Below are 25,922 nucleotides of genomic sequence, written 5' to 3'. Positions count from 1 at the left end.
GCGTTCGTGTTGGCGGGGTTGCCCACCACGACGATCCGCACGTCGTCGGAGGCGACGCCGTTGAGCGCCGCGCCCTGCGGTCCGAAGATGCCGGCGTTGGCGGCCAGCAGGTCGGCGCGCTCCATGCCCGGCCCGCGCGGGCGCGCGCCGACGAGAAGGGCGATCTCGCATCCGTCGAACGCGACGAAGGGGTCGTCGGTGAGTTCGACGTCGTCGAGCAGCGGAAAGGCGCAGTCCTGCAGTTCGAGCACGGCGCCCTCGGCGCTGCGCAGGCCCTGCGGGATCTCGAGGAGCCGGAGACGCACGGGCCGCTCGCCGAGCATGTCGCCCGCGGCGATGCGGAAGAGGAGTGCGTATCCGATCTGGCCTCCTGCACCCGTGAGCGTCACGGTCAAGGGGTCCATGCACCGAGCCTATGCCCGGTACGGTGGCGCCATGACGTTCAACGACAACGCGAGCGTGGGCGGCAACCGGGCCAGGCGCCGCGGCGGCGCGATCGCGGCGGGGGGCATCGGCGGCATCGGCGCCATCGCGGTGCTCCTGCTGAGCCTGTTCACGGGGGGTGACTTCTCGAGCCTCCTCGGCGGCGGGGCGGCACCCGTCGGTGGCGGGCAGGAGTCCGAGATCCAGCAGTGCGAGACGGGAGCGGACGCGAACGCCCGCGACGACTGCCGCCTCGCCGCGGCCTCGCTCAACCTCGATCAGTACTGGGAGGGCCAGGTGCAGGGCTACCGGGCGCCCGGCCTGATCATCGTGGACGGATCGACGTCCACGCAGTGCGGCACCGCGTCGAACCAGACCGGTCCCTTCTACTGCCCGCCCGAGGAGACGGTCTACGTCGACCCGACCTTCTTCTCGCTCTTGCGCGACCGGTTCGACGCCAGCGCGGGCCCGCTCGCGCAGCTGTACGTGCTCGCGCACGAGTACGGGCACCACGTGCAGAACATCACCGGCATCATGAACGCGCATCCGAACAACGGGACGGGCCCCGACAGCAACGGCGTGCGCATGGAGCTGCAGGCCGACTGCTTCGCGGGCGCGTGGGTGCAGGACATGACCCAGCAGGTCGACGAGAACGGCGTGCCGTTCATGCGCGAGCCGACGGGGCAGCAGCTCCAAGACGCGCTGGGCGCGGCATCCGCCGTCGGTGACGACCACATCCAGCAGCAGTCCGGCGGGTTCGTCAACCCCGAGAGCTGGACCCACGGATCGAGCGAACAGCGTCAGCGCTGGTTCGCCGCGGGATACCGGGGAGGTGTTGAGGCTTGTGATACGTTCACGGTGCCGGGGGGCAGCTTATGACGGAACTCGACGGGATTCTGTACCCGCCGACCAAGCCTTACGAAACGGGATCGCTGATCGTGGGGGATGGTCAGCGCGTGCATTGGGAGCAGAGCGGCAATCCTGACGGGAAGCCCGTCATCGTGCTGCACGGGGGTCCCGGTGCCGGATCCCGCCCCTGGTACCGCCGGTTCTTCGACAAGGACCGCTACCGCATCATCCAGCTCGACCAGCGCGGCACGGGGCGCAGCACGCCGTCGGCCGCCGAGCCCGAGGTCGACCTGCGCCACAACACGACGTGGCATCTCGTGGCGGATCTCGAGCTGCTGCGCCGCAACCTCGGCGTCACGAAATGGCAGCTGTTCGGCGGATCGTGGGGCGCCGCGCTCGCGCTCGCATACGCCGAGGCGCACCCCGACGCCGTGAGCGAGCTCGTGCTGCGCGGTGTCTTCACGTTGCGCCGCCACGAGATCGAGTGGTTGTACGAGGGCGGCGCCGCTGTGATCTACCCCGACCTGTGGGAGGAGTTCATCGCGCCGATCCCCGTGCTCGAGCGTGCGCGCATGATCGAGGCGTACCACCGTCGCCTGTTCGACCCGGACCCGGCGGTGCACGTGCCCGCCGCCATCGCGTGGACGCGCTGGAGTACGGCGATGGGCAGTCTGCTGCCGCATCCGGAGGTCGTCGCGAGTCTCACGCAGCCGCGCCCGGCCGTCTCGTTCGCGCGGCTGCAGAACCACTACTTCATGCACGGCGGATGGCTCGAGGAAGGCCAGCTCATCGCGCGTGTCGACGCGATCCGGCACCTGCCGGCCGCGATCGTGCAGGGCCGCTACGACGTGTGCGCGCCGCCGATGACCGCGTGGGACCTGCATCGCGCGTGGCCGGAGGCGGACCTCACGATCGTGCCGGATGCCTCGCACCTCGCGAGCGAGCCCGGCATCGCCCGCGCGCTGAGGGCCGCGACCGACCGCTTCGCTCAGGAGCTCTCGCCGGTCGAGTAGCGCCCCGAACCGGTATTCCCGCCCCGAACCCGGATCGTCAGCGGGAGCCCACGCCCCGGATGAGGTCGGCCGCGACCTCGCCGATCACGATCGCCGGGGCGTTCGTGTGCCCGCGGATGACCGTCGGCATGACCGAGGCGTCCGCCACGCGGAGCCCTTCGACGCCGCGCACGCGCAACTCCGGGTCGACGGGGGCCGCGGCATCCGCGCCCATTCTCGCCGTGCCCACCGGGTGGTACAGCGTGTGCGAGAAGCGGCGCAGCGACAGCTCGGCGCGCTCGGCCGCGGTCATCTTCTCGCCGCCCTCGGGCTGCACCCAGCCGCCGGTCGTGACGGCGCGCAGAGCCTCGGTGTCGATGAGCCGCTCGCACTCGGCGAGGCCGGCGAGGAGGGTCTGCTCGTCGATGCCGTCGGGATCGGTGAGGTAGCCGGGGTCGATGACCGCCGCAGCGGTCGGATCGGCCGACGCGAGGCGGATCGTGCCGCGGCTGCGCGGGCGCAGGAGGATCGCCGCGACCGTGATCCCCTCGGCCGGCAGCGGCACGAGGCCCTCGCCGACGTACGGCGCTGCGGCGAAGATGATCTCGATGTCGGGCAGGTCGTCGGGCACTCCCGCACGCTCGGCGACCGGCGTGCGCACGAACCCGTACGCCTCCGCGACGTTCGACGTGAGCATTCCGCGGCGGCTCGCGAGGTAGCGGCCGAGCTCGCCGGGCTTCTCGGCGCCGAACAGCGTCCCGCCGTGCGCGGCGGGGGCGAGTCCCGACACGAGGTGGTCCTGCAGGTTCGCGCCGACCTCCGGCGCGTCGACGATCGTGCGGATGCCGTGCTCGGCGAGGTGCTCGGACGGCCCGATGCCGCTCAGCATGAGGAGCTGGGGGGTGTTGATCGTGCCGCCGCACAGGATGACCTCGCGCCGCGCGACGACGTGCCGCGTCGTGCCCGCGACGTCGACGTAGACGCCGGTGGCGCGGGGCGCGTCGTCGCCGGGGCGTGAGAACGTCACCCGCCGCACGAGTGAGTTCGTCACGACACGGAGGTTGCGGCGACCCCGGGCCGGGCGCAGGTACGCATCGGCGGTCGACACGCGGGCGCCGCGCCGCTGCGTGACCATCGTCTGCGAGAAGCCCTGGCGCGACGGCAGGTTGGCGGCGGTGACCGGATGCCCCAGCTCACGCGCCGCGTCGAGGAAGGCCGCGGTGTGCGGGCGCGGGTGCCGTTGCCGCTCGACCGAGACCGCCCCGTTCGTGCCCTGCGACGCGTCGGCCGCGCCCTGCGTGCGCTCCACGCGACGGAAGTAGGGCACCAGCGCGTCCCACGACCACGTCGAGCCCGCCGCATCCGCCCATTCGTCGTAGTCCGCCGCGAACCCGCGGACCCACATCATCGCGTTGAGCGACGAGGAACCGCCGAGGGTTCTGCCGCGCGGCCAGTAGACCGCGCGGTTCTCGAGCGCCGGCTGAGGCACGGTGTCGTAGTTCCAGTCGTACGGACCGCGGAACAGCTTCGAGAACGCCGCCGGCACATGCAGCTCGAGTGCCTTGTCGGGCGGGCCCGCCTCGAGCAGGAGCACCGAGACCGACGGGTCCTCGCTGAGGCGTGCGGCCAGGGCGGCACCCGCGGAGCCGGCGCCCACGACGATGTAGTCCGCCGCCTCGATGGCGGCTGCGGGCCGCGGGCTCATGCGCGGAACGCCTGCACGAGGGTGCCGGCGATGCGCACCCAGTCGCCGTCCATGCGGAACCGCGTGAAGCCCTCGCTCACGGTCGCGCCGGTGCGCGCGGTCACGAACCACGGCGGTTTGGGCAGCACCGTGCCCTTCGACAGGCTCAGTGACCGCGCCATGAGCGGCACAGAGCGGGGGAACGGGCGGAAAGGCCCCCGCACGACCGAACGCTCGACGCGGTCGAGGAGCAGCGCATTGTGAACGACGCCGAGGCCGCTCTGCACGTCGGCGGGAGTCGATCCGGGGAACGCGCCCCACGTGAGCGTGGGTGTGAGGAATCCGAACGCGGTCCACGCGTTGATCGCGACCGTCCCATAGCGCAGGCCGGCCATCGCGCGCTCGAACCCTTCGCCGAGCGCCTCCATCGTCGCCGGGTCGATGAGGACGTTCGCACCGAGCGTGCCCGCGAGCCTCTCATTCGCGTGCTCGACCGCCGCGTCGAGGAACTCCTGCCCGTTGCCGCGCAGCGACACCACCCCGAGCACGGGTGCGAAGTACTCGGTCCTCTCGAGGTCGGTGGCGCTCGCGGCATCCGCCTCGACGATCACGCGCGTGCGCGACGCGTTCCATCGGGCGGACGGGTGGGCGGATGCCGCGGCGTCGAGCTTCTCGTCGCTGCGCGGGTACCACACCGGCCGCTCCGGGGCGCGGTCGTACGCGGCACGGAGCTCGCCGAGGAATGCCTCGCGCTGCGGCCAGTCGGCGCTCATGATGACGACCTGCCCCGCGATGCAGTTGTGTCCGCTGTTCTGCAGCCTCATCGTCGCGATGTGCTCGGCCTGGAAGCGCAGGTCCGCCTTCGTCCAGGCGCCGGGCACGACGATGATCGGCGACACCCCGCCGAGCTCGGCCGTGATCGGCTTCTTCAGCAGCGGCCGGTTCTCGCGTCGGCGCCGCGCGCTCGCACCGGTCCCTGAGCCTGTCGAAGGGCCCCACACGATCGCGTCGAACGTCGCGGCGGCTCCCGTGATGTGCACGTGCGCGACGCGCGGGTTCTTCGTGAGGGCGGCGCCGACGACTCCGCCGCCGGTCACGATCCGCAGGAATCCGGGCTCGATGAGCGGTGCGAGGGCCCGCTGGAACACCGACAGCAATGCGTCCTGCGTCGGGTTGATCTTGAGGATCGCGACCCGGTTGTGCGCGAGCAGCTCGTACAGCACGTCCAGCACCGGGATCGAGGTCACGTTGCCCGCCCCGAGCACCAGCCCGATCCCCCCGGAGGTCGTCGGCTGGAGCTGCGCGAGCCCCGCGGTGCGCCGCGCTTCGTCGTCGGTCACTCCCGGCTCGAACCACACCTCGCCCGTGAAGCCCGACAACAGGAGTCCGTCGACGGGGCTCAGCGGGAAGACGTGCGCGCGCACGCGGCCGCCGGGCGCGGCATCCGTCCTCGCGCCGTCGAGCGGACTCAGTCCCGCCGCGAGCTTCTCGAGCGTCGCACGATACGCGTCGACCGCGACCAGGACGGCGTACGGCCCCGAGAGCCATTCCTCACCGCGAAGCGGATGCCCCGGCTCCACGCCCTTCGACGTCGACGCCGTGTCGGCCCACTCCTCCGCGACGGCCGACACCGTCGTGTGCAGCGCCTTCATGAGGCGTGCGCGCTGCTCGAGCGTGACGTGCGCCCACGCGGCGGCTCCGCGCTCGAGCGCGTCGAGGTCGGCCTCGATCTGGTCGAGGACGGGGTCGGATGCCGCAAGCTCCGCCTTCGCGCCCCGAGGCGGCTTCGTCGTCGACTTCGCGGTGGGCACCGGTGCACTCCTTCGGGTGGATGCCGTCAAGCCTACGCGGGCGGGGCCATGGCGCATTCTGGCGAGTCGCCAGGAAGTGCGGCGTGGTGTCGCACTTCTCGGCGATTCGCCGAGAGTCGCGGGGCAGCGGACGGATGCCGCGCTACGCCGTCCCGTCGATGTCGGCCCGCCGCAGGCGGTACCGCGCGAGGCTCACGAGGCTGACGGCGATGAGCGCCGACGGGATGAGGCTGAAGCTGACGACGATGCCGGCGATCGCGGCATCCGGCTGCGTCACCGACTCGGATGCGGTGCTCGAGATGTACCCGGTCGCGGCGAGCACGATCGACAGCACCGTCGCGCCGAGTCCGAAGCCGGTCGTCTCGCCCGCCGTCCACACGCCGCCGAACGCGCCCGCGCGGCCGTGCCCGTGGGTGACGGCGTCGTGCGCGATGACATCCGGGAGCATCGCCATCGGCAGCGACTGCATGCCCGCGTACGCGACCCCCGCGACCGCGACCGCGCCGTAAAGCCACGAGCCCGGAGCCCACAGCGCCGCGACCGTCGAGAGCGCCGCGATCGCGAACACGATGCTGGCGATCGCGAACGCGCGCTCCTTGCCGATGCGCGCCGCGACCCAGCCCCACGCGGGAGCGGCGAGCAGCGCGGGGGCGATGAGCGCGACGAAGAGCAGCGTGACGGCGTCCTCCGAGCGCATGACCCACGTCGCGAGGTACTGCGCTCCCGCGAGCATGAGTCCCGTCGCGAGGGCCTGCAGGAAGAAGGTCATCAGCAGCGCGCGGAACGGCTGACTGCGGCGGAGGGCGGATGCCGCCGCCCGGAACGTCGCCTGCACCCCACTCTCGCCTGGACCCCCGGCGACGATCGTCTCGGTATCGGCGGGGTCGGGCAGGGAGTCGCCCGTGACCGCTTCGCCGATCGCGTCTGCCGTCTCGGCGACGGCGGTGCCGGCATCCGTGATCGTCCGCCGGTTGCGGACCACCGCGCGCCGGGCCGATCCGGTCGCCACGAGCATGCCGAGCCCGATCACGACGCCCGAGACGATGCCCATCACGAGATAGCCGGTCGTGGGGTCGCCCGTGATGCCGCGCAGCACCGGACCGCCCGCGCCGAACAGCAGGATCGCGAACGTGAGCACCACCACGCGCCAAGTGAGCAGGCGCGTGCGCGCGTCGTAGCTGTCGGTGAGCTCGGCGGGCAGCGCGATGTACGGCACCTGGAACAGGCTGAACGCGGTCGCTGTCGACAGGAACGCGATGAGCACCCACAGCGCGCCGACCGCGGGGCCGAGCGACGGCGGCACCGCGAACGTCAGCGCGAACAGCACCGGCAGCGACAGCGCTCCGATGAGCATGAGGCGACGGCGCGTGCCGTGCTTCGCGAGATCGCGGTCGGTGAGGGAGCCGATCACGGGATCGATGACGACGTCCCACACCTTCGACACCGTCACGATCACTCCCGCGAGCAGGGCCGTGACGCCGAGGTTGTCGGTCAGGTAGTACGTCAGGACGAGTCCTGGCAGCGTGCCGAACCCGCCGGTGCCGATCGAGCCGACGGCGTACTGGGCGATGGTCCCCGCAGACAGGCGGTCGCGGGGCGCGGTCGCGTCGGCGGAGGGCGACGCGGATGCTGCGGATGCCGCTTCGGGTGTGCGGCGAGCGTCGTTGCTCATCGCGCCAGTGTAAGCGGGAGAGGGTGCCCGTGCGGATCGGGTGTGGATGCGGGCGTAGGAGATGGTCGGGGCGCAGGACGGATCCGGCGGAATCGTCCTGCCCCCGGATCATCTCCTACCCCGGGAGCACGCGAGCCTGCTCGTTCATCCGGAGGGCTCACTCGCGGATGAGCTCCTCTTCCGGCACGACGGTCGCACCCGCGAGCCACGCGGGCACGTGCGCCGCCTCGATCGGCGCCGGCCCCGGCACGAAGGTGAGCACGCCGTCGATGCGCTCGTCGCGCGGCCACGGGTCGGTGAGGGTCGCCAGAAGCGCTGCTCCGCGCAGGCCGGCCGCGTCGAGCAGCGCGAGCTCATCGGCATTGACGCCGATCGGCTGATCGCCGTTGCCGATGTCGGTGCCGTACAGCACGCGTCCGCCCGCGGCGGCGAACCGCGCGACGTTGTCGGCCGCGACCTCGCGATCGCCGGGGCCGTGGATGCACATCGTCGAGATCCAGCGCTGCCCCTGCACGACCGCCGCGGCGACGAGCTCGTCGTCGAGCCGCTCGCTGAAGGGCGCGTGCGAGAGCACATCGGCGCCCGCCGCGATCGCCCGCGCCGCCATGCCCTCGCCCTCGACATGCGCGACGACGGGCAGCCCGCGCTCGCGGGCCGCGGCGACGACGGCCGCGAGCACGTCGTCGTCGAAGACCGGTCCCGCGGTCGCGTTGAGCGAGACCTTGATGACGGATGCCCCGAACCCCGCCTGCTCGTCGACCGCGGTGCGGGCGCCGCCCGGCGCTCCGGCGAGTGTCGACGTCGAGCGCACTTCCCGGCAGATCGCGTCCGGGGCCCAGGAGCGACCGACGGGGTAGCCGCCCGGCGCGGTGAGGAACGCGCCGGCATATGCCACACGCGGTATGCCGTCCGCGTGGCGGCGCGCGAGGGCGACCGGGTCACCGCCCAGGTCGACGACCCCCGCGATGCCGTGCTCAGCGAGCGGCGCCGGATCGAAGAGGTGCAGGTGCACGTGATGGTTCACGAGCGGGGGCAGCGCGACGCCCTGCTCGCCCGTGATCGCACGGCGGGCGGGGGCGGCGTCGGGGCCGAGAAGCTCGCGGAGCGCGAAGGGGTCGAGGTGCAGCATCCGCGTCACCCGTCGGTCGGGGAGGGCGTCGGATCGGAGGCTCGCGCCGGCTCGCGCAGCTCGGTGCGCACCGCGTAGAGCTCGGGGAAGAACGTGAGCTCGAGCGCGCGGCGGAGGAACGGCACGCCGCTCGACCCGCCTGTGCCCTTCTTGAGGCCGATGATGCGCTCGACGGTCTTGAGGTGACGGAAGCGCCACAGCTGGAAGTCGTCCTCGAGGTCGACGAGCTCTTCGCACGTCTCGTACGCGGCCCAGTGCGTCTGCGGGTCGTCGTAGATCGCCGCGAACACGGGCACGAGCTCGGGGCTGTACTCCCACGCCTTGGTGACGTCGCGCTCCAGCACGGCCTGCGGGATCGGGTACCCGGTGCGCGCGAGCAGCCTCAGGAACTCGTCGTAGAGGCTCGGCGCCTCGAGCGCCGCACGGACGAGCTCGTAGGCGGCGGCATCCGCTTCGAACACGCGCAGCATCGCGGCGTTCTTGTTGCCGAGCGTGAACTCGACCGCGCGGTATTGCGCGGACTGGAAGCCGCTCGCATGGCCCAGCACGCCGCGGAACTGCACGTACTCGGCGGGCGTCAGCGTCGCGAGCACCGACCACTGCTCGGTGAGCGTCTTCTGGATGTGCTTGACCCGTGCGATGGACTTGAGCGCGGGTGCGAGATGGTCCTCGCGCAGGAAACGGCACGCGGCGCCGAGCTCATGCAGCACGAGCTTGAGCCACAGCTCCGTGGTCTGGTGCTGGATGATGAACAGCAGCTCGTCGTGGTGCTCGGGGTCACTGAGCGGATGCTGCGCCGACAGCAGTGTGTCGAGCTGGAGGTAGCCCCCGTAGCTCATGCGGTCGGTGAAGTCGGTGACGACCGACCCTTCGATCGTCCGGGTGTTGCGTTCGACCCCATCGCTCACAGGGTCAGCCTATGGGGGCGGGGGCGTTTCGTCTCGGGCCCGCGGCCCTCGCTCGACGACGGAGGAGGGGGTCAGATGAGCGACAGCTCGCGGAGCTTCGCCTCGACGTCGGCGTTCGACGGCTCGACGTGGTGCGACGCGTCGGGGTAGACGACGACGGGGATGTTCGTGCGGCCCGAGATCTCGCGAGCGACATCGGCGGCGGCCGGCTCGGCCACGAGATCGATGTACGTGTAGTCGATGCCGAGCTCATCGAGCTGCTTCTTGGTGCGGACGCAGTCGCGGCACCAGTCGGCACCGAACATCGTGATCGTGGATGAGGCGGGGGAAGTCATGCATCCATTCTCCCGGATGCATCCTGGGCATCGCCCGGACGGCTCTCCCGCCGAATGAGAGGGCCGCCGCGGCATCCGCTGACACCGCGACGGCCCTGCTCAACGGTCGATCACCACACGGTCGGCTTCGGCGGCTGGTAGACCCAGACGTCGAAGAAGTCCGCGAGATCCTGCCCGGAGATCTCCTCGGCGAGGGCGATGAAGTCGGCGGTCGTGGCCGTGCCGCCGCCGAAGCGGGCCACCCACTCCTTCGCGAGGTCGAAGAACGCGTCGTCGCCGATCTTCACGCGCAGGGCGTGCAGCGTCGCAGCGCCGCGGTCGTAGACCGGCGTGCCGAAGATGCCGAGCGGGCCCGGGTCGGCCACGACGGTGTTCCACGTGGCGTGGCCCGGGGCGCGGTTCATGACGGTCTGAAAGCGCGCCTGCGCGGTCGAGCTGCCTCGCTCCTCGAGCCAGATCCACGACGAATAGGTCGCCCACCCCTCGTTGAGCCAGATGTCGGCCCAGCGCGCCGGGCTCACGTGGTCGCCCATCCACTGGTGGGCGAGCTCGTGTGCGACCGTGCTCTCGCCGGCGGTGCTCGAGAAGAACGACCGGGTCTGGGTCTCGAGCGCGTAGCCCACAGAGTCGTTGTCGACGATCGCCCCGTACGACACGAAGGGGTAATCGCCGTATCGCTCCTCGAAGAACGAGATCATGTCGCTCGTGAGCGCGAGCGAGGCCACCTGGCCGGCCGAGCGGGTGATGTCGATCGCGTCGATGATCGGGACCCCGCTCGCACTCGTGTACTGCTCGAGCCGGAAGTTCCCGACCGTCGCGGTCGCGAGGTAGGAGGCCATCGGGTCGGGGGCGTCCCACGTCCATGTCGTCTTGCCGTCCGCGGTCTCGGAGCCGACGAGCAGTCCGTTCGCGACGGCCGTCTTGCCCTCGGGCACCGTGATCTCGAACGAGTACGTCGCCTTGTCGGTGGGGTGGTCGTTGACGGGGTACCACGTCGACGCGCCGTCCGGCTCACTCACGACCATCGCGCCGTCGCGGGTCGTGACCCAGCCGTAGAGGGCACCCTCGATGTCGGTGGGCCGCGTCGTCGTGCCGCCGTATGCGATCGTGACCGTCGTCGACTCGCCCGCCTTGAGCTTCGGGCGCGGCGTGATGACGAGCTCGCCGTCGCTCTGCGTGAACGACATGCTCTTCTTGCCCACGACGACCGACGTCGCCGTCAGGCCGCGCAGGTCGAGGTTGAACTGGTCGAGGTCCTGCGTCGCCGTGAGCTCGATGGTCGCGACGCCCGACAGCTGCCCCTCGAGCGGAGCGGGCGCGGCCGCGGGCGGCGTGTAATCGAGATCGAGGTCGTAGTGCAGCACGTCGATCCCGCCGTTCCCCGAAGCGGGGAAGTACGGATCGCCGGCGCCCTCCGCGCCCGCGCCGTAGCGAGGCTCCCCCGGTCGGCCGGGCGCTGCCGAGGCGGCGGTCGAGCCGACGAGGGCCGTGGCGGCCACGATGCCGCCGATCACGAGAGCACTGCGATACATCCGTCTGGACACGTCATCCTCCTGACACCTTCGGGTTCGAGGTGACGCTAGATTGCCCGCGTTTCGGGTGCGTGACAACGGCATGACGGATGCCGCCCGGGGTTCGCCGCCCCGACGGTCGCGTGCGACGATGTGTTCCACAGTGCAGCTTTCCGTCATCGTGCCCACCTACAACGAGGCTCCCAACGTCGAGGAGCTCGTCCGCCGTGTCACGAAGGCGGTCGAGGGCATCGAGGCCGAGATCGTCTTCGTCGACGACAGCACGGATGACACGCCCGACGTCGTGCGGAAGGTCGCGGCATCCGCTTCGATCCCCGTTCGCCTGATCCACCGCGAGGCGCGCACGGGTGGTCTCGGCGGTGCCGTGCTCGAGGGGTTCGCCGCCGCGGAGTCCGACGCGTGCCTCGTGATCGACGGCGACCTGCAGCATCCGCCCGAGACGATCCCCGCGCTCTACGAGCGCTTCCGGCACGGCGACGTCGACGTCGTGATCGCGTCGCGCTATGCGGGCGGAGGCACCTCCCATGGGCTCGCCGACCGCACGCGCGTGCTCGTGTCGAAGGCGTCGACCGCGCTCACGCGCGCGATGTTCCCGATCAAGCTGCGCGACGTGTCGGACCCCATGACCGGCTTCTTCCTCATCGACCGGCGCAGCGTCGATCAGGCGGTCCTGCGTCCGCGAGGCTTCAAGATCCTCCTCGAGATCCTCGCGCGCCGTTCGATGCGCGTCGCCGAGGTGCCGTTCGACTTCGCGGGCCGACACGCGGGCGAGTCGAAGGCGTCGTTCCGGCAGGGCGTGCACTTCCTGTCGCAGCTCACCGCGCTGCGCTTCGGCAAGATGTCGCTGTTCGCCCTGATCGGCGGGCTCGGGGCGATCGCGAACGTCGCGATCGTGTGGGCGCTCACCCAGCTCGGCGTCGGCTACATCATCGCGGCGATCGTGGCGGCCGAGACGACCATCATCGGCAACTTCCTGCTCCAGGAGCGCTTCGTCTTCCACGACATGCGGGACTCGGCCTCCGCGTGGTGGCTGCGCTTCGCGAAGTCCTTCAGCTTCAACAACGCCGAGGCCCTCGTGCGCATCCCGATCATCGCGCTCATGGTCGAGTCGTGGCAGTTCTCGGCGGTCCTCGCGACCGCGATCACGCTCGTCGTCGCGTTCATCGTGCGGTTCGTCTTCCACTCCCTCGTCGTCTACGCACCCCGCAAGCCCGGCGCCGCGCCGAGCCGCGCGCGCCAGATCGTCGAGGAGCTCGACGCGCAGGCGATGTCTCCCGGCGAGCTCTGACCCGCAGCGATGCCCGTGGCGCGGGTCGTCCGACGGGAGCACACTGAACCCATGGCCGAGACCCGGATGGCCTCCGCGCAGGTCCGGCGCCGCAGCGGTGTCGTCGACGTGCTCTCGACGACGGGCGGCCTCGTGGTCGTCGGGGCCGTCATCGGAGTCACGTGGGCCGCGGCGCTGCGCGCCTACATGGTGGGGCTCGCCGGCGTCGCCACGGTGTTCAGCTGGTGGGGCACGTTCGGCGCGATCCTCATTCCCGGCGCGATCTCCGGCGCGCTGCTCGCCGTCGCCTGGCGGCGCAGCCATCTGGGTCGCGCATCCGCGTGGTTCGCGTTCGCGCCCGCTCCACTCGCGATCGCGACGTTCCTCGAACCCGGCGCCCTGTGGACCCTGCTCACGACCGGTCTCGGCGGAGGCGCGATCGGGGTGGTCGCGACCGGCCTGCTCGGCGGCTTCGCGGCCGGACAGCGGGGTCCGGTCTGGGTGAGAGCGCTGTGCGGCGTGCTGCGGGCGGCGATGGTGGTCGGCTTCGCGCTCACGCCGGCGCTTGTCGGCGGACTGCCGCCCTCCGACCCGCGTGGGACGTGGCTCATCGTGCTCGCGGTGGGCCTGATGACGGTGCTCTCGCTCGCGTGCATCGCGCCGTTCCGGACCAGAGAGGCGGATGCCGCGGCATCCGCCTGAACCGTCCGCCCCGCGCCCGCGCGCTATGATTCACGACAACGGCGCCGTCACGGTGCCGCACGCCTTTGCCGGGGGGTGGAGGCGGCGACGACTCTCGTCGCGTGACATGGGAACCGGGGACTTCCGATGGCTGTCGATGCGACATCTGCGCACACCGCCGATGCCTTCCCCGAGGAGAGCCCGCTCGAGGGCGTCGCCCTCGCGCACGACTACGTGACGCAGCGGGGCGGCGCGGAGCGGGTCGCGCTGTCGATGAGCCGCGCCTTCGCAGGTGCTCCCCTCTACACGACGCTGTACCACCCCGAGGGCACGTTCCCCGAGTTCGCCGACGTCGACGTGCGGCCGATGCCGATCAACCGGTGGGGCGTGCTGCGGCGCAACCACCGCCTCGCGCTGCCTTTCCTCGCGAACGCCGTCTCGGCGCAGCACGTCGAGGCCGACGTGCTGCTCGCGAGCTCGAGCGGCTGGGCGCACGGCATCTCGACGTCGGGCCGCAAGGTCGTGTACTGCCACGCGCCGGCGCGATGGCTGTACCAGGCGGACCGCTACGCCGGAACGGGCGCAGGCTCCCGGGGGCTGCGCTCGCGAGCCGTCAAGGTCGCGACCGACGTGTTCGGCCCGTCGCTGCGGGTGTGGGACCAGAAGGCCGCGCACACTGCGGACCGGTACCTCGTGAACTCGACCGTGATCCAGCGCGCCGTGTCGCAGATCTACGGCATCGATGCGGAGGTGCTGCCTCCGCCGCCCGCCGTGCTGTCGAGCGACGGCGACGTGCGGTCGGTCGACGGGGTCGCCCGCCCCTTCGTCCTGTGCGTCGCGCGACTGCTGCCCTACAAGAACGTCGACCTCGTCATCGAGGCCGTCGCGCGCATCCCCGACCTCGACCTCGTGATCGTGGGCGACGGCCCCGAGCGGCGGCGCCTCGAAGCGCTCGCGCACCGCGTCGGGTCGACGACCCTCGCCGGGCGTGTCACCGACGAGGAGCTGCGGTGGCTGTACGCCAACGCCGTCGGGCTCGTCGCCGCGTCGTACGAGGACTTCGGACTCTCGCCCCTCGAGGCCGCCGCGTTCGGACGCCCGACCGCGGCGCTGCGCGACGGCGGCTACCTCGACACCGTCGACCCCGGCCGCACGGGCGTCTTCTTCGATGCGCCCGCCGTCGACGACATCGCATGCGCGGTCGAGGAGCTCACCCGTGCGGAATGGCGGGACGACGACATCCGTGCCCACGCCGACACCTTCTCGGAGGCGCGGTTCGTCGCCCGACTCCGGCAGATCGTCGAGGAGGAGCTCCATCACCACTGACCGCGGGCCGTTCGCGACGGCCGTGAGAGAGCTGTCGACGCCGGCGGCTTTCGCGGTGATGTTCGGCTCGGCGTTCGCCCTGCTCGCGGTCGTCGCCCTGTGGACGCAGAACGGACAGCGGTTCGACGCGTCCACGCTCGGAGCGTTCGACGCGCTCCGGTCGGACGCGTTCGTGCGCGCGTACGGCGTGCGCGACTGGCTCACCGGTGCACTGCTCGTCGTCGCGGCGGTCGCGGGAGTCGAGGCGCTCGTCCGGCGCGCGTGGCGGGCGGTCGCGGCATCCGTCGTGCTCATCGGACTCTCGCTCGTCGCGAGCTTCGCATTCAAGGCGGGCGGGCTGCTGGAGCGCGCCGAACTCGGCGACTTCGCATACTCGTACAACACATTCCCGAGTGGGCACGTGGCCGCGGCGCTCGCCGCGGTCGTCGCCGTCGCGTGGCTCAACCCGCGGTGGATGACCCGCACGGCGCTCGTGGTGATCGCGGTCGCGTGCGGGGCGGTCGCGGTCATGTCGCTCCTGTCGTTCGCACATCGTCTGTCGGACGTGCTCGGGGGAGTGCTCCTGACGGGCGCGATCGCCTTCGCGATCACTGCGGTGGTGGCGCCGTGGCCGCGCCGCCGGCCCGATCGCTGGGTGTACGGCGCGCTCGGCGCGTGCGCCGTAGGGGGCACGCTCGTCGGGGCGGCGATGCTCGGGGCGTCGGTGCCGGTCGACCTCGTTGTCGCCGCGGGGTTCGCGGGGTGCGCGGCGGCGATCGCCGTGGTGGTGCGGATGCAGCATCCGATGTCGCGCGTGCGTCAGGCCGTTTCCAGAGATTCCTCACGGGTCATCTGAAGGTCGGCGCGCGGGCGCGTCCGTGTAGCCTGTACTTGGTTGCCGTTGCACCGGTTCCAGGCCCGTTTCCGTCTGGGGCAGTATGATCCGCCAGGCGGCGGACGTGGGATCAGCGGTTCGTCGGCGGGCTGACCGCAGAGACCGATCAGGGGTTGAATGTGACGCTTCGACAAGTGCTCGAGGTGCTTTGGCAACGAGCGTGGATCATCATCCTCGTCACCGTCATCGCGGTCGTCAGCGCCGGCGCGTATCTGGCCGTGCGCGACGTCACCTATCGCACGACCGGCACCGTGCGGCTCAACCCCGTCGTGACCGAGGCGTCGATCTCCGGAGAGATCGGCGGTGTGATCATCGACCTCGATCCCGACACGGTCACCGCGCCCATCATCCTCGACAAGGCCGCCGAGCTGCTCAGCGAGCCCGCCGGCACGCTCAACGGGCAGATCAGCGTCGACCTCGACGAGAGCTCGCGCACCGGGCGTCTGTTCGTCACGGGGACCGGACCGTCGCCGGAGTCGGCCCGCGACCGCACGGACGCCGTCATCGAGGCGTATCGTGCCTACGTCGACGAGCAGATGATCGCCGCCGAGGCGACGTTGCGCGAGCGCCACCAGGCCGCCGTCGCGGAGGCGAGCGCGCTGCAGGAGGAGGTCCGCCGCAACCCCGCGAACGCCATCGCGACGACGAACCTCGCGACAGCGCTGGGCGAGATGAGCCGGATGCAGGCGCAGCTGGACGCGATGGCCACGAGCGGTCCGGCGACCACCGTGCTCGACGACGCCCCGCTCGGCACGGCGACCGTGCCCGATCCGGCGCTCGTGATCGCGCTTGCTCTGCTCTCGGGACTCATCGTCGGAATCGGCGCGGCGCTCATCCGGGATCAGTTCGACAACCGTCTGCGGGGCGCCGACGAGATCGAGGAGATCAGCGGGGCGACGTCGCTGGGCGAGCTGCGGTGGGATCCGGCCGTCAAGAAGATGAACCCGCCCCTGCCCGTCGCCAGCAGCCATCGCACCGACCTCAGCGAGGGGCTCCGATCCGTGCGGTCGACGCTCCAGGTGCTCCTGCCGCCCCGCAACGCCGTCATCGTCGTGACGAGCGTCGAGCCCGGAGACGGCAAGTCCTTCGTCACCGCGAACCTCGCGCTCGCGTGGGCGCGCGCCGGCAAGCAGGTCATCCTCGTCGGAGGCGACCTGCGCCGCCCCGACCTCGCGCGGTACTACGGCGAGGCGGCCGACGGCGAGGGTCTCTCCGAGCTGCTGGCACGCCACGCCGACGGCAAGCACATCACCGAAGAGTCGATCGAGTCACTCCTGAACTTCACCGGCTACCGGCGTCTTCGCCTCCTGCCGTCGGGAGCCGAGCCGCCCGACCCGGCCGACCTGCTGGCGGGCGCCGGGTATCCGGTGCTCATCGAGAAGATCCGCGCCCTCGCCGACATCGTCATCATCGACTCGCCTCCGGCGATGGGACTCGCGGATGCGTCGCTGCTGGCGGCGCACACCGACGGCGCGGTCGTCATGGCATCCGTTCGCCGCACCGATCGCGTCCTGCTCGCCGACACCGTCGCGGGGCTGCGTGCGAATGGCGTCGAGGTGCTCGGCGTGGTCGGGAACCGCGGCCGCAAGAAGCTGCCGAAGACGTACTCGGCGTACTACATGCGGCCCACCGACGCGCGGCAGACAGCACCCCGGCTCACGCCCCAGTCGCTTCCGATCGACACCGACGTGGACGACTTCGAGATCGACGCGGGAGAGGCGGCGGATCGCCCCCCGCTCTCACGGCGCCGGCCGAACGGCGCCGTCCCGGTCACGTCGTCGTCGCGCGGTGGGGCGAATCCCGATCCCGAGCGAGAACTGGAGACTGACACCGAATGACTTCGCGCATGCCCTATGGGGGCAGCCATTCGGCCCCGGTCCGGTCCCCCGACCGCGTACCCGGCCAGACCGAAGTCCTGTTCGTGTGCCACGCCAACCAGTGCCGCTCGCCGTACGCCGAGGCGATCGCCGAGCGCCTGGCGAGCGGCCGTCCGATCCGATTCCACTCGGGCGGCCTGCTCTCCGGCGGCATGCCGATGCCCGAGACCGGGCGTCGCCTGGGCGCCGCCCTCGGCTACTCGTTCGAAGAACACCGCAGCCGTGAGCTCGACCTCGGCGACGTCGACGGCTTCGACCTGATCCTCACCGCGGCACGCGACCAGGCGCGCGAGATCGTCGCCGCGAACCCCGACCTGTGGCCGCGCGTCTTCACGATCAAGCAGTTCTCCCGGTGGCTCGACGACCACCGCCGGCCGCCGCGCGCGATCGTGGGCTCGTGGCTCGACGCGGCGGCAGCGGACCGCGACCGGCGGTCGCTGCTCGGCGAGGATCCCGACGACGACGTGGCCGACCCGCTCGGCATGCCCGAGTCCGCATGGACGACCATGGTCGACGAGCTGACCGCTCACCTGGCGCGGATCGTCGACGGGCTTTCGCCGCGCCGCGCGGATCAGGGCTGAAGGAGCGGGTCGATCATGGCGCGGAGCATCCGCCACGATCTCGACCAATCGCGGTCCTCGGCCCGCGCCCGCGCTGCCCGCCCGAGCGCCGCGCGATGGGCCGGGTCGTCGGCGAGCCGTCGCAACTCGGCCGCGAGGGCATCCGGGTCATCCGGCTCCACGAGGATCCCCGCGTCGCCGACGACCTCGGGGATCCCCCCGACGCGACTGGCGATCACCGGCAGTCCGGTCGCCATGGCCTCGCCGAGCGTCAGCCCGCTGGGCTCGCGCCAGCGGGATGGCACGACGAAGGCATCCGCCTCGCGCAGCAGATCCGGGAGCGCATCGCGGTCGACGAAAGGCTCGAAGCGGATGCGGCGGCCCGACTCGTCCGCGAGCGTGCGCAACGACCGCTCGTACGGCGACAGCGCGGCATTGCGGTCGAAGCCGATGCTTCCGACGATCGTGAACTCGAACCGGTCGGCGGGCAGAAGCGCGGCCGCGCGCACGAGCACGTCCGGTCCCTTGTCGGCGAACACGCGGCCGGCGAACATCACGCGCAGCGGACGGACGGGGTCGTCGTCGGCGGCTCGAGGCGCGGGCGAGAAGCGGACGGGGTCGACGCCGTTGTCGACGACGTGCACGCGCGCCGCGAGCGACGCGGGGAGCTGCTCGGCCGTGTGCGCGGCGAGGTCGGCGCTCACGCACACGATCGCCGCGACGTCGCCCAGCGTGCGGTCGGCCTCGCGGCGCGTGACCGTCCGCAGCAGGTCGTTGTGCGCGTAGAGCACGACGCGGTGCGGGGTGTCGCGCAGGAGTCGCGGCAGCACGAGCGCGTTGTGGCCGATGACGACGGATGCCGGGCGGTCCGCGAGCGCCGCCGCGACCGGTCCCCACGCGCGCGCCGCTCCGCGCCGCGGCAGCCCGAGGCGTCCCGCGGCCGCGTCGAGGGCGCGGGCGGCCAGGCCAGGCGGCGCGGCGCCGTCGTACTCGACGATCTCGGCGCTCGGATAGCGGGGACGGTACGTGGACGCGTCGACGACGACGGCGTGGCGCCACGGCGACGACGGGTCGGATGCGGCGGCCGACGCCAGCCCGTCGACGACCGTGGGGATCGCGGATCCGGTCCGAGGAGAGTAGTGATCGCCTGGCGTGATCGCGTGGATGATCGACGGCGTCATATGCGCACGCCCCGCGTGCGCCGGAACACGGTCTGGATCGGCGCGGGCGTGCGCACGACGCCGTTCGCCTTGTCGCGCGCCTCGACCCCGACGCAGATGCCCGCGATCATCCACAGGATCGAGGCGTGGCCGGCGACCCAGTAGATGTCGAACTGCGCCTGCGCGAAGCGGCCCACGACGACGGCGAGCGCGAGGGTGCCGTACACGGGGTTCATCTTCGCGAGGATCCAGATGGCGGCGCCGAACATCGCGATGAAGCCGATGAGCCCGAGGATGCCGACCGTCGTCAGCACCTCGAGGAGCACGTTCGGCGGCTGGAAGCCGGAGTAGCCGGTGTGTCCGGTCGTCCACCACCGGTGGCCGACGCCGAACAGCGGCGACTGCCGCCACACCTTGATCGAGTCGTTGTACCAGCTCAGGCGCTGGTTCGACGAGTTGAACTCGTCGCCCGACTCGAGCTGCTCCATGACCGCCGCCCACACGAAGTACGCCACGGGGATGAGGACGAGCCACATCAATCGCGATCGCTTGCCGTTGTGGAAGCGCGGCCGCAGGCCGATGATGAGCACCCCCACCAGTGCGCCCACGACGGCCTGCCGGGACTGGGCGGCCAGCATGCCCGCGCCGAACACCGCGAAGCTCACGTAGCCGAACGCCGGGCGCCAGTCCAGCCACGCCGGATTCGCGAACGCGATGAGGGACCCGATCATGAGGATCGCGCCGAGGGCGTTCTTGTGCAACTCGCCCAGGTAGACGGGCGTGAACCCGTTGCTGAACGACGTCGCGATCGCCGAGACCGCCAGCACCCAGCAGATGCCGACGTAGAGGCCGAGAGCGAGCCGGGCGTGCCCTTCGCGGCCGACGACGAACCCGACCACGAGGCTCCCCAGCACGAGGGCGATCTCGTGGCCCCACTCGATGTAGTTGGCGGGGTACTGGTTGAGCAGGAGCTGGGGCGTCGAGAGGGCGAGGTAGCACGTCCCCGCCCACACGAGCGGCTGGAGCGCGATGGCGCCACGGCCCCGCAGCAGCAGCAGCGCCACGATCGAGCACAGGCCGAGCACGAGATCCGCCGCGCTCATGGGGCCGACCCGGATGACCGCCATCGACGCGGGCACGGCCAGCACGGGGATGAGCGACAGGTCTACCGCGGCGACCCCGATGAGGAGCACGACGATCGCGAACGGGATCGCGAAGTCGGTCTGGATGGTCGCGACGAGCCCCGTCGCGAGGCCCAGCAGGGCGAGCGCCGCCACGCCGAGGACCAGGCGGGCAGCGTTCCGCAGTCGGAACGCGCGCGCGAGAACCCCAGCCCGCAACGTGGTCACGCCCCCAATGGTACGGATCGCGCCCGAGCACCGTCACCGGGACGGCTAGGGTGGCCCCAGCGCCGTGACAGGGAAGGGGATGCCGTGCACACCGCCTCTCCGCCTCGGCGCGTGCTCGTCGTGACGCACACGGGGGACGTCGGCGGTGCCGAGACGGCCCTCCTGCGGCTCATCGCGGCGCTCGATCCGAGGCGTTTCGCCGTGCAGGTGACCACCCTCGCGGACGGCGATCTCGTGCAGCGCTTCAGCGACGCCGGCGTGCTCGTCTCGGTGCTCGACGCCGGCCGGCTCGCGCGCGTGACGCGCGAGCGCACGATCGCCTCGCCGCTCGCAGTGCTGCGCAACGCGCGCGACACGCTTCGCACCGCGCGGCGCCTGCGTGTGCACGTGCGGGCCGAGCGGCCCGATCTCGTCGTCGCGAACTCGCTCAAGGCGGCTGTGCTCCTGGCCGTGGCGATGCCCGGCACGCGCACGCCGTGGGTGTGGCACCTCCACGACCGGCTCGCGTCGGACTATCTCCCCGCGCCGGTCGCAGCGGCGATGCGGCTGCTCGCGCGGCTCGGACCGCGCCGTGTCATCGCGAACTCGCGCGCGACGGCGCGCGCGCTCGGGCGCTCGGGGCGCGGCAAGACCGTCGTCGCGTACCCCGGGGTCGAGGCATCCGCATTCCACCGCGAGGTGACGGACGAGCGGGACGGGCCCGTCGGCCTCATCGGACGCGTGAGCCGTACGAAGGGGCAGGCCGAGTTCCTCGACGCGGCAGAGCTCGTGGCACGCGCACTGCCCGAGGTGCGGTTCCGGATCGTCGGCGCCGCGCTGTTCGAGGACCGCGACGACGAGGAGGCCCTGCGGCGGCGCACCTCTTCGTCGCAGCTGCTCGTCCCGCGAGTCGAGTGGGCGGGGTGGTCGAGCGACGTTCCGGCGGAGCTCCGCCGGCTCGGCCTCTTCGTGCACGCGTCGCCCACGCCCGAGCCGTTCGGGCAGATCGTCGTCGAGGCGATGCTCTCGGGCGTGCCGGTCGTCGCGACGGATGCCGGGGGAGTGCCCGAGATCCTCGACCCGGAGGGCACGGGCGGCGAGCAGATCGCCGACGGCGTGCGCCGTACGAGGACGGGACTGCTCGTGCGGCCAGGCGACGCGCAGGCTCTCGCGCACGCGATCCTCTGGATTCTCGACCACCCGGCCGAATCGACGGATGCCGCCCGCCGCGCGCAGGTCGATGCCGCCGAGCGCTTCGGGATCGAGCGCACGGCCCTGGTCGTGCAGGACGTGTGGGAAGAGGTCGTCGAGGGCTCGCGCGTGCGGCGTCGGCGCTGACGACGGACGCGCGGGGCGCGGCATCCGTCGGTCCTGACGAATACCGGACACCTGAACCGTCGCGGGAGTCGGTGGGTCGCGTGTACAATGCAGCGAGTTGCGACTGGGGTTTCGCGACGCAAGTGTGACTGGGGTCACCGATCTGGGGGATGTGGTTCGCGTGCACGGTGGCGAGCATGAGGCTGGGGAACGGGCGAGCGGCACGAGCCGACGCCTGCGCGTACGACACTGGGCGATTCCGCTCGCGGCGGTGGTCGCCATCGGGGCGCTCACGGTTTCCCTGACCGGTTGGCCCGGCTCCGGCACGCCCGATCCTGCGCTTGCCGCCGACACCGAATCACACCCGGATCCCGACGTCGTCATCGGGGCCGACCCGCAAGAGGCGCGCGACATCGGCGGCGAGGTCGGACAGGACATCGGCGCGAACTTCCCGTACTCGCAGTCAGGACCCGGCGAGCAGACGACGGTCGTCGGCTCGCTGTGGTGGAAGTACGTCGCGCCCAAGAGCGGCCCCGTGCGCTTCTCGACCGTCGGCAGCGAGATCGACACCGCCATCGCGGTGCGCGAGGCCGCGCCTGACGGTCCGGTCATCGGATCGGGGACGGATGCCGGGGACCTCGACACCGCCGAGGTGACGGTCGAGGTCGAGGAGTCGACGACGTACTTCGTCGAGGTCACCGCCGAAGAGGGCGATCCGCAGGCGGGTCTCGTCGTGCTCTCGTGGCAGCCCGTCACGACTGCGGCCGCGCCGGTCGACCCCGCGTACAGCGCGCCCGAGATCCCGCTCGTCGGCACGACGGGTGAGAAGCCCCAGTCCAAGCTGTGGAATGCGAACGGCTCGTGGTGGGCCGTGCTCGCGTCCGCGAGCTCGCAGGCGCCCGGCACGTGGGTGTGGCGACGCGACGGAGGCGTGTGGTCGGCCGTGCACAAGGTGTCGGACCGCACGGATGTCCGCGCCGACGTCCTGCAGAGCGGCGACGTCGTCCACATCCTGCTCCACGGGCCGTCGACGAGCCTCGTGTCGCTGCAGTACGACGCGGACTCGCACAGCTACGTCCCGTGGGCGTCCCGCACGACGGCGACCTCGGTCTCGCTGCCGGGCAGCGAGACCGCCACGATCGACCTCGACAGCACGGGCCGCATGTGGCTGTCGACCGAGACGTCGAACCAGATCCAGGTGCGCTGGGCGGATGCCCCGTACTCCTCGTTCTCGTCGCCGATCACGGTCGCGACCGGCATCGCCGAGGACGACATCTCGCTCGTCGTCGCGCTTCCCGGCCGCATCGGCGTCTTCTGGTCGAACCAGAACACGGAGCGCTTCGGCTTCCGCACGCACGTCGACGGCACGTCGCCCTCGACGTGGACCGCTGACGAGGTGCCCGCAGGCTCGTCCGCCCTCAACGTGGGCAACGGCATGGCCGACGACCACATGAACGCGGCCGTGAGCTCGAACGGCACGCTGTACGTCGCGATCAAGACGTCGTACGACTCCGCGAACCGCACCGTGATCGGCCTGCTCGTGCGCCGGCCGAACGGCACGTGGGACCCCATCCGCGAGGTCGACCGCCGCGGCACGCGACCGAACGTCCTCATCGACGAGGCGACGGGCACGCTGCGGGTCATCTACACCGCGAGCGAGCAGCTGGACGACATGCTCGAGAAGGTCACGACGCTGTCGGATCTGAACTTCTCCGGCAACCCCGACGTCGTGCTCGACGGGTCGTACAACAACATCACCAGCACGAAGCGGAACGTCGGCGGGTCGGTGCTCGCCATGGCGGGCGGCGCGTCGTCAACGGGGACCGCGTCGCTCGCATGGCTCCACCCCGGTGCGCCGACGGCGAAGGACGTGAGCGCGTCCACCGAGCCGGCCACCGCCGTGTCGGCCCAGTTCGACGTGTCGTCGGCCGACCCGGTGGCGCAGGTGGAGATCGTCTCGCAGCCTGCCTCGGGATCGGTGTCGCTCTCGGGCGTCACGGGCTTCACGTACACGCCGACGGCGGGCTTCACGGGCCTCGACTCGTTCACGTACCGCGTGCGCGCAGGAACCCTGTGGTCCAACACGGCCACCGTGCACATCGCGGTCGCCGAAGACGCGAGCCTCATCGGCGCGTGGGAGCTCGACGAGGGTTCGGGCACGACGGTCGCCGACGCGTCGGTGTGGGGGCACAACGGCACGCTGCTCGGCAACGCGTCGTGGATCCCCGGTGTCGGCGGCGGTGGCGCGCTCAACCTCGACGGATCGAGTGGCCGGGTGTCGATCCCCGACAGCCCGGCGTTCCACGACGTCGAACAGCTGACCGTCGCGGCGTGGGTGCGCAGCGACAAGGTCGACACGCAGTACGTCGTGAAGAAGGCCGACGGCGGCGACGTCGACGGGTTCGAGCTCAGCTTCGCGTCTTCGGGTCGCCCGTACTTCCGCCTGAGCCACGCGACCTACGAGAACGCGTACCGACTCCAGGCGCCTGCGGCGACCCCCGCGGACGGCTCGACGTGGACTCACATCGTCGGCACGTTCGACGGCTCGATGATGCGCCTGTACCTCAACGGCGCGCAGGTCGCGAGCATGGCGGGCCCGCCCTCGATCGCCGACAACTCGCTGCCGCTCATGATCGGCGGCCAGCCGAGCGGCGGCTACAACCTCGACGGCGGCGTCGACGGCGTGCGTGTGTACGACCGCTCGCTGTCCGCTGCCGAGGTCGCGGAGCTCTTCGCGTCCGCATCCGGCGAGACGCCGACCCCGACCCCGACCCCCACGCCGACCCCGACCGAGCCGGCTGAGCCGGTCGAGCCGGGCGCGGCGGGCTTCTGGAGCTTCGACGAGGCATCCGGTTCGTCGGCGATCGACGCGTCGGGTCTCGGCAACGACGGCTCCGTCGGCTCCGGCGTGACGCGCGTCACGGGCAAGCTCGGCGGCGGGCTCGACTTCAACGGCACCTCGGGTCGCGTGACGGTGCCGGATGCCGCATCCCTCGACATCAGCGGACCGATCACGCTCGCGGCATGGGTGCGGCCCGACGCCACGAAGACCCAGTACATCGTCAAGAAGGCCGACGGCTACGCGACGGACGGCTACGAGCTGTCGATCGCCAGCACCGGACGACCGTTCTTCCGCCTCAACGAGGACACGAACGCGAACACCTACCGCGTGGACGCGCCGTCCGCGATCCCCGCGAACGGCTCGACGTGGACGCACGTCGTGGGCGTATACGACGGCGCGACCATCCGGCTGTACGTGAACGGCGTGCAGGTGGCGAGCAAGGCCGGGCCATCGTCGATCGCGACGAACAACCTGCCGCTCGTCATCGGCGACCAGCCCGCCGGCGGCTACGCCTTCGACGGACGGATCGACGAGGCGCGCGTGTACTCGCGCGCGCTGTCGGCGGCCGAGGTCACGACGCTGTTCACGACCGGCTCGACGGCGGGTGGCTCCACGCCGGAGCCGACTCCGGAGCCGACCCCGACCCCGACGCCGACTCCCACCCCGACCCCCACCCCGACCGAGCCGGTGGCAGCGGGCGTGTGGAGCTTCGACGAGGCCTCCGGCTCGACGGCCACCGACGCGTCGGGTCTCGGCAACAACGGCACGCTGGGTGCGGGCGTCTCCCGGGTCACCGGCAAGCTCGGCGGCGCGCTCGACTTCAACGGCACGATCGGTCGCGTGACGGTGCCGGATGCCGCGTCCCTCGACATCACCGGACCGCTGACCGTCTCGGCATGGGTGCGTCCCGACGCCACCAAGACGCAGTACATCGTGAAGAAGGCGGACGGCGGGACGACCGACGGGTACGAGCTGGCGATCGCGAGCAACGGCCGACCGTTCTTCCGCCTCAACGAGAAGACGAGCGCCAACACGTTCCGAGTCAACGCACCCGCGACGATTCCGACCGGCACATGGACACACCTGACGGGTGTGTACGACGGATCGACCATCCGCCTGTACGTGAACGGCGCGCAGGTCGCCTCGGAGGCCGGCCCGGCGTCGATCGCGAAGAACAACCTGCCCCTCGTGATCGGCGACCAGCCGGCGGGCGGCTTCGCGTTCGACGGGCGGATCGACGAGGCACATGTGTACTCGGGTGCGCTGTCGGCAGCCGAGGTCGAGGCGCTGTTCGCAGCGGGCTCCGCGCCGGCGCCGACACCGACTCCGACGCCGACGCCGACGCCGACGCCGAC

The 25,922-nt window shown here is 71.6% G+C and carries 20 protein-coding genes; 10 read left to right on the top strand and 10 right to left on the bottom strand.

The features are described 5' to 3' along the window. The coding region (locus VFF97_RS04775) for a lactate/malate family dehydrogenase (protein ID WP_414684223.1) at positions 1-404 on the bottom strand (404 nt) is incomplete at its 3' end. A 31-nt stretch (positions 405-435) separates the two neighbouring features. Between VFF97_RS04775 and ypfJ the strand changes: the two genes are divergently transcribed. Both ypfJ and pip read left to right on the top strand, forming a co-directional pair. After that, a complete protein-coding gene (gene ypfJ / locus VFF97_RS04770; protein WP_325032350.1) occupies positions 436-1,302 on the top strand; it encodes a KPN_02809 family neutral zinc metallopeptidase in 867 nt (288 codons plus the stop codon). Beyond that, on the top strand, positions 1,299-2,285 hold the full coding sequence (gene pip / locus VFF97_RS04765) for a prolyl aminopeptidase (RefSeq protein WP_325032349.1): 987 nt from the start codon (positions 1,299-1,301) through the stop codon (positions 2,283-2,285). Before ypfJ ends, pip begins: the two co-directional genes overlap by 4 nt. 37 nt (positions 2,286-2,322) lie before the next feature. Here pip and VFF97_RS04760 read toward each other — a convergent pair whose 3' ends face one another. From VFF97_RS04760 to VFF97_RS04730, 7 genes are all read right to left on the bottom strand, one after another. Then, positions 2,323-3,969, bottom strand: a complete 1,647-nt coding sequence (locus VFF97_RS04760; protein ID WP_325032348.1) for a GMC family oxidoreductase — start codon at positions 3,967-3,969, stop codon at positions 2,323-2,325. Further along, positions 3,966-5,816 carry an aldehyde dehydrogenase family protein gene (locus tag VFF97_RS04755; protein ID WP_414684222.1) on the bottom strand — a complete coding sequence of 617 codons (1,851 nt, stop codon included), beginning with the start codon at positions 5,814-5,816 and terminating at the stop codon, positions 3,966-3,968. The genes VFF97_RS04760 and VFF97_RS04755 overlap by 4 nt, the downstream gene beginning before the upstream one ends. Positions 5,817-5,901: 85 nt before the next feature. Continuing rightward, the gene (locus tag VFF97_RS04750; RefSeq protein ID WP_325032347.1) at positions 5,902-7,431 is read right to left on the bottom strand and encodes an MFS transporter; all 1,530 of its coding nucleotides are present in this window, start codon (positions 7,429-7,431) and stop codon (positions 5,902-5,904) included. Positions 7,432-7,588: 157 nt separating this feature from the next. Then, positions 7,589-8,560: a hypothetical protein gene (locus tag VFF97_RS04745; protein WP_325032346.1), complete on the bottom strand. Its 972-nt coding sequence runs from the start codon at positions 8,558-8,560 to the stop codon at positions 7,589-7,591. Between the two features lie 5 nt (positions 8,561-8,565). Beyond that, on the bottom strand, positions 8,566-9,468 hold the full coding sequence (kynA, locus tag VFF97_RS04740; RefSeq protein ID WP_325032345.1) for a tryptophan 2,3-dioxygenase: 903 nt from the start codon (positions 9,466-9,468) through the stop codon (positions 8,566-8,568). A gap of 71 nt (positions 9,469-9,539) precedes the next feature. Beyond that, on the bottom strand, positions 9,540-9,803 hold the full coding sequence (locus VFF97_RS04735) for a glutaredoxin family protein (protein WP_325032344.1): 264 nt from the start codon (positions 9,801-9,803) through the stop codon (positions 9,540-9,542). A 110-nt stretch (positions 9,804-9,913) separates the two neighbouring features. Then, the gene (locus VFF97_RS04730; protein ID WP_325032343.1) at positions 9,914-11,347 is read right to left on the bottom strand and encodes a M1 family metallopeptidase; all 1,434 of its coding nucleotides are present in this window, start codon (positions 11,345-11,347) and stop codon (positions 9,914-9,916) included. Between the two features lie 118 nt (positions 11,348-11,465). On the opposite strand from VFF97_RS04730, the gene VFF97_RS04725 reads away from it, so the two are divergent. The 6 genes from VFF97_RS04725 to VFF97_RS04700 all read left to right on the top strand — a co-directional run bounded on the left by VFF97_RS04725 (position 11,466) and on the right by VFF97_RS04700 (position 17,941). Continuing rightward, positions 11,466-12,623, top strand: coding sequence for a glycosyltransferase (locus tag VFF97_RS04725; RefSeq protein ID WP_414684221.1), 1,158 nt, complete (start codon positions 11,466-11,468; stop codon positions 12,621-12,623). Positions 12,624-12,674: 51 nt separating this feature from the next. Continuing rightward, positions 12,675-13,304: a hypothetical protein gene (locus VFF97_RS04720; protein ID WP_325032342.1), complete on the top strand. Its 630-nt coding sequence runs from the start codon at positions 12,675-12,677 to the stop codon at positions 13,302-13,304. Between the two features lie 126 nt (positions 13,305-13,430). Then, positions 13,431-14,609, top strand: a complete 1,179-nt coding sequence (locus VFF97_RS04715) for a glycosyltransferase (protein ID WP_325032341.1) — start codon at positions 13,431-13,433, stop codon at positions 14,607-14,609. A gap of 22 nt (positions 14,610-14,631) precedes the next feature. Then, entirely contained in the window at positions 14,632-15,444 is an 813-nt protein-coding gene (locus tag VFF97_RS04710; RefSeq protein WP_325032340.1) for a phosphatase PAP2 family protein, read from the top strand. Positions 15,445-15,602: 158 nt separating this feature from the next. Further along, on the top strand, positions 15,603-17,321 hold the full coding sequence (locus VFF97_RS04705; protein WP_325032339.1) for a polysaccharide biosynthesis tyrosine autokinase: 1,719 nt from the start codon (positions 15,603-15,605) through the stop codon (positions 17,319-17,321). Continuing rightward, positions 17,318-17,941, top strand: coding sequence for a hypothetical protein (locus VFF97_RS04700; protein WP_325032338.1), 624 nt, complete (start codon positions 17,318-17,320; stop codon positions 17,939-17,941). The genes VFF97_RS04705 and VFF97_RS04700 overlap by 4 nt, the downstream gene beginning before the upstream one ends. Here VFF97_RS04700 and VFF97_RS04695 read toward each other — a convergent pair. Next, a complete protein-coding gene (locus VFF97_RS04695) occupies positions 17,932-19,101 on the bottom strand; it encodes a glycosyltransferase family 4 protein (RefSeq protein WP_325032337.1) in 1,170 nt (389 codons plus the stop codon). The genes VFF97_RS04700 and VFF97_RS04695 overlap by 10 nt on opposite strands. After that, positions 19,098-20,429: an O-antigen ligase family protein gene (locus VFF97_RS04690; protein WP_325032336.1), complete on the bottom strand. Its 1,332-nt coding sequence runs from the start codon at positions 20,427-20,429 to the stop codon at positions 19,098-19,100. Before VFF97_RS04690 ends, VFF97_RS04695 begins: the two co-directional genes overlap by 4 nt. A gap of 84 nt (positions 20,430-20,513) precedes the next feature. On the opposite strand from VFF97_RS04690, the gene VFF97_RS04685 reads away from it, so the two are divergent. Together VFF97_RS04685 and VFF97_RS04680 are read left to right on the top strand one after the other, a co-directional pair. Next, positions 20,514-21,746: a glycosyltransferase family 4 protein gene (locus VFF97_RS04685; RefSeq protein ID WP_325032335.1), complete on the top strand. Its 1,233-nt coding sequence runs from the start codon at positions 20,514-20,516 to the stop codon at positions 21,744-21,746. Between the two features lie 250 nt (positions 21,747-21,996). Continuing rightward, positions 21,997-25,922, top strand: a 3,926-nt coding sequence (locus tag VFF97_RS04680) for a LamG-like jellyroll fold domain-containing protein (RefSeq protein WP_325032334.1), incomplete at its 3' end; no start/stop codon positions are given.

Source organism: Microbacterium sp., assembly GCF_035687345.1.
Taxonomy (GTDB): Bacteria; Actinomycetota; Actinomycetes; order Actinomycetales; family Microbacteriaceae; genus Microbacterium.
The sequence above is the reverse complement of the archived record's forward strand: the minus strand, read 5'-3'. Positions and strand labels throughout refer to the sequence as shown.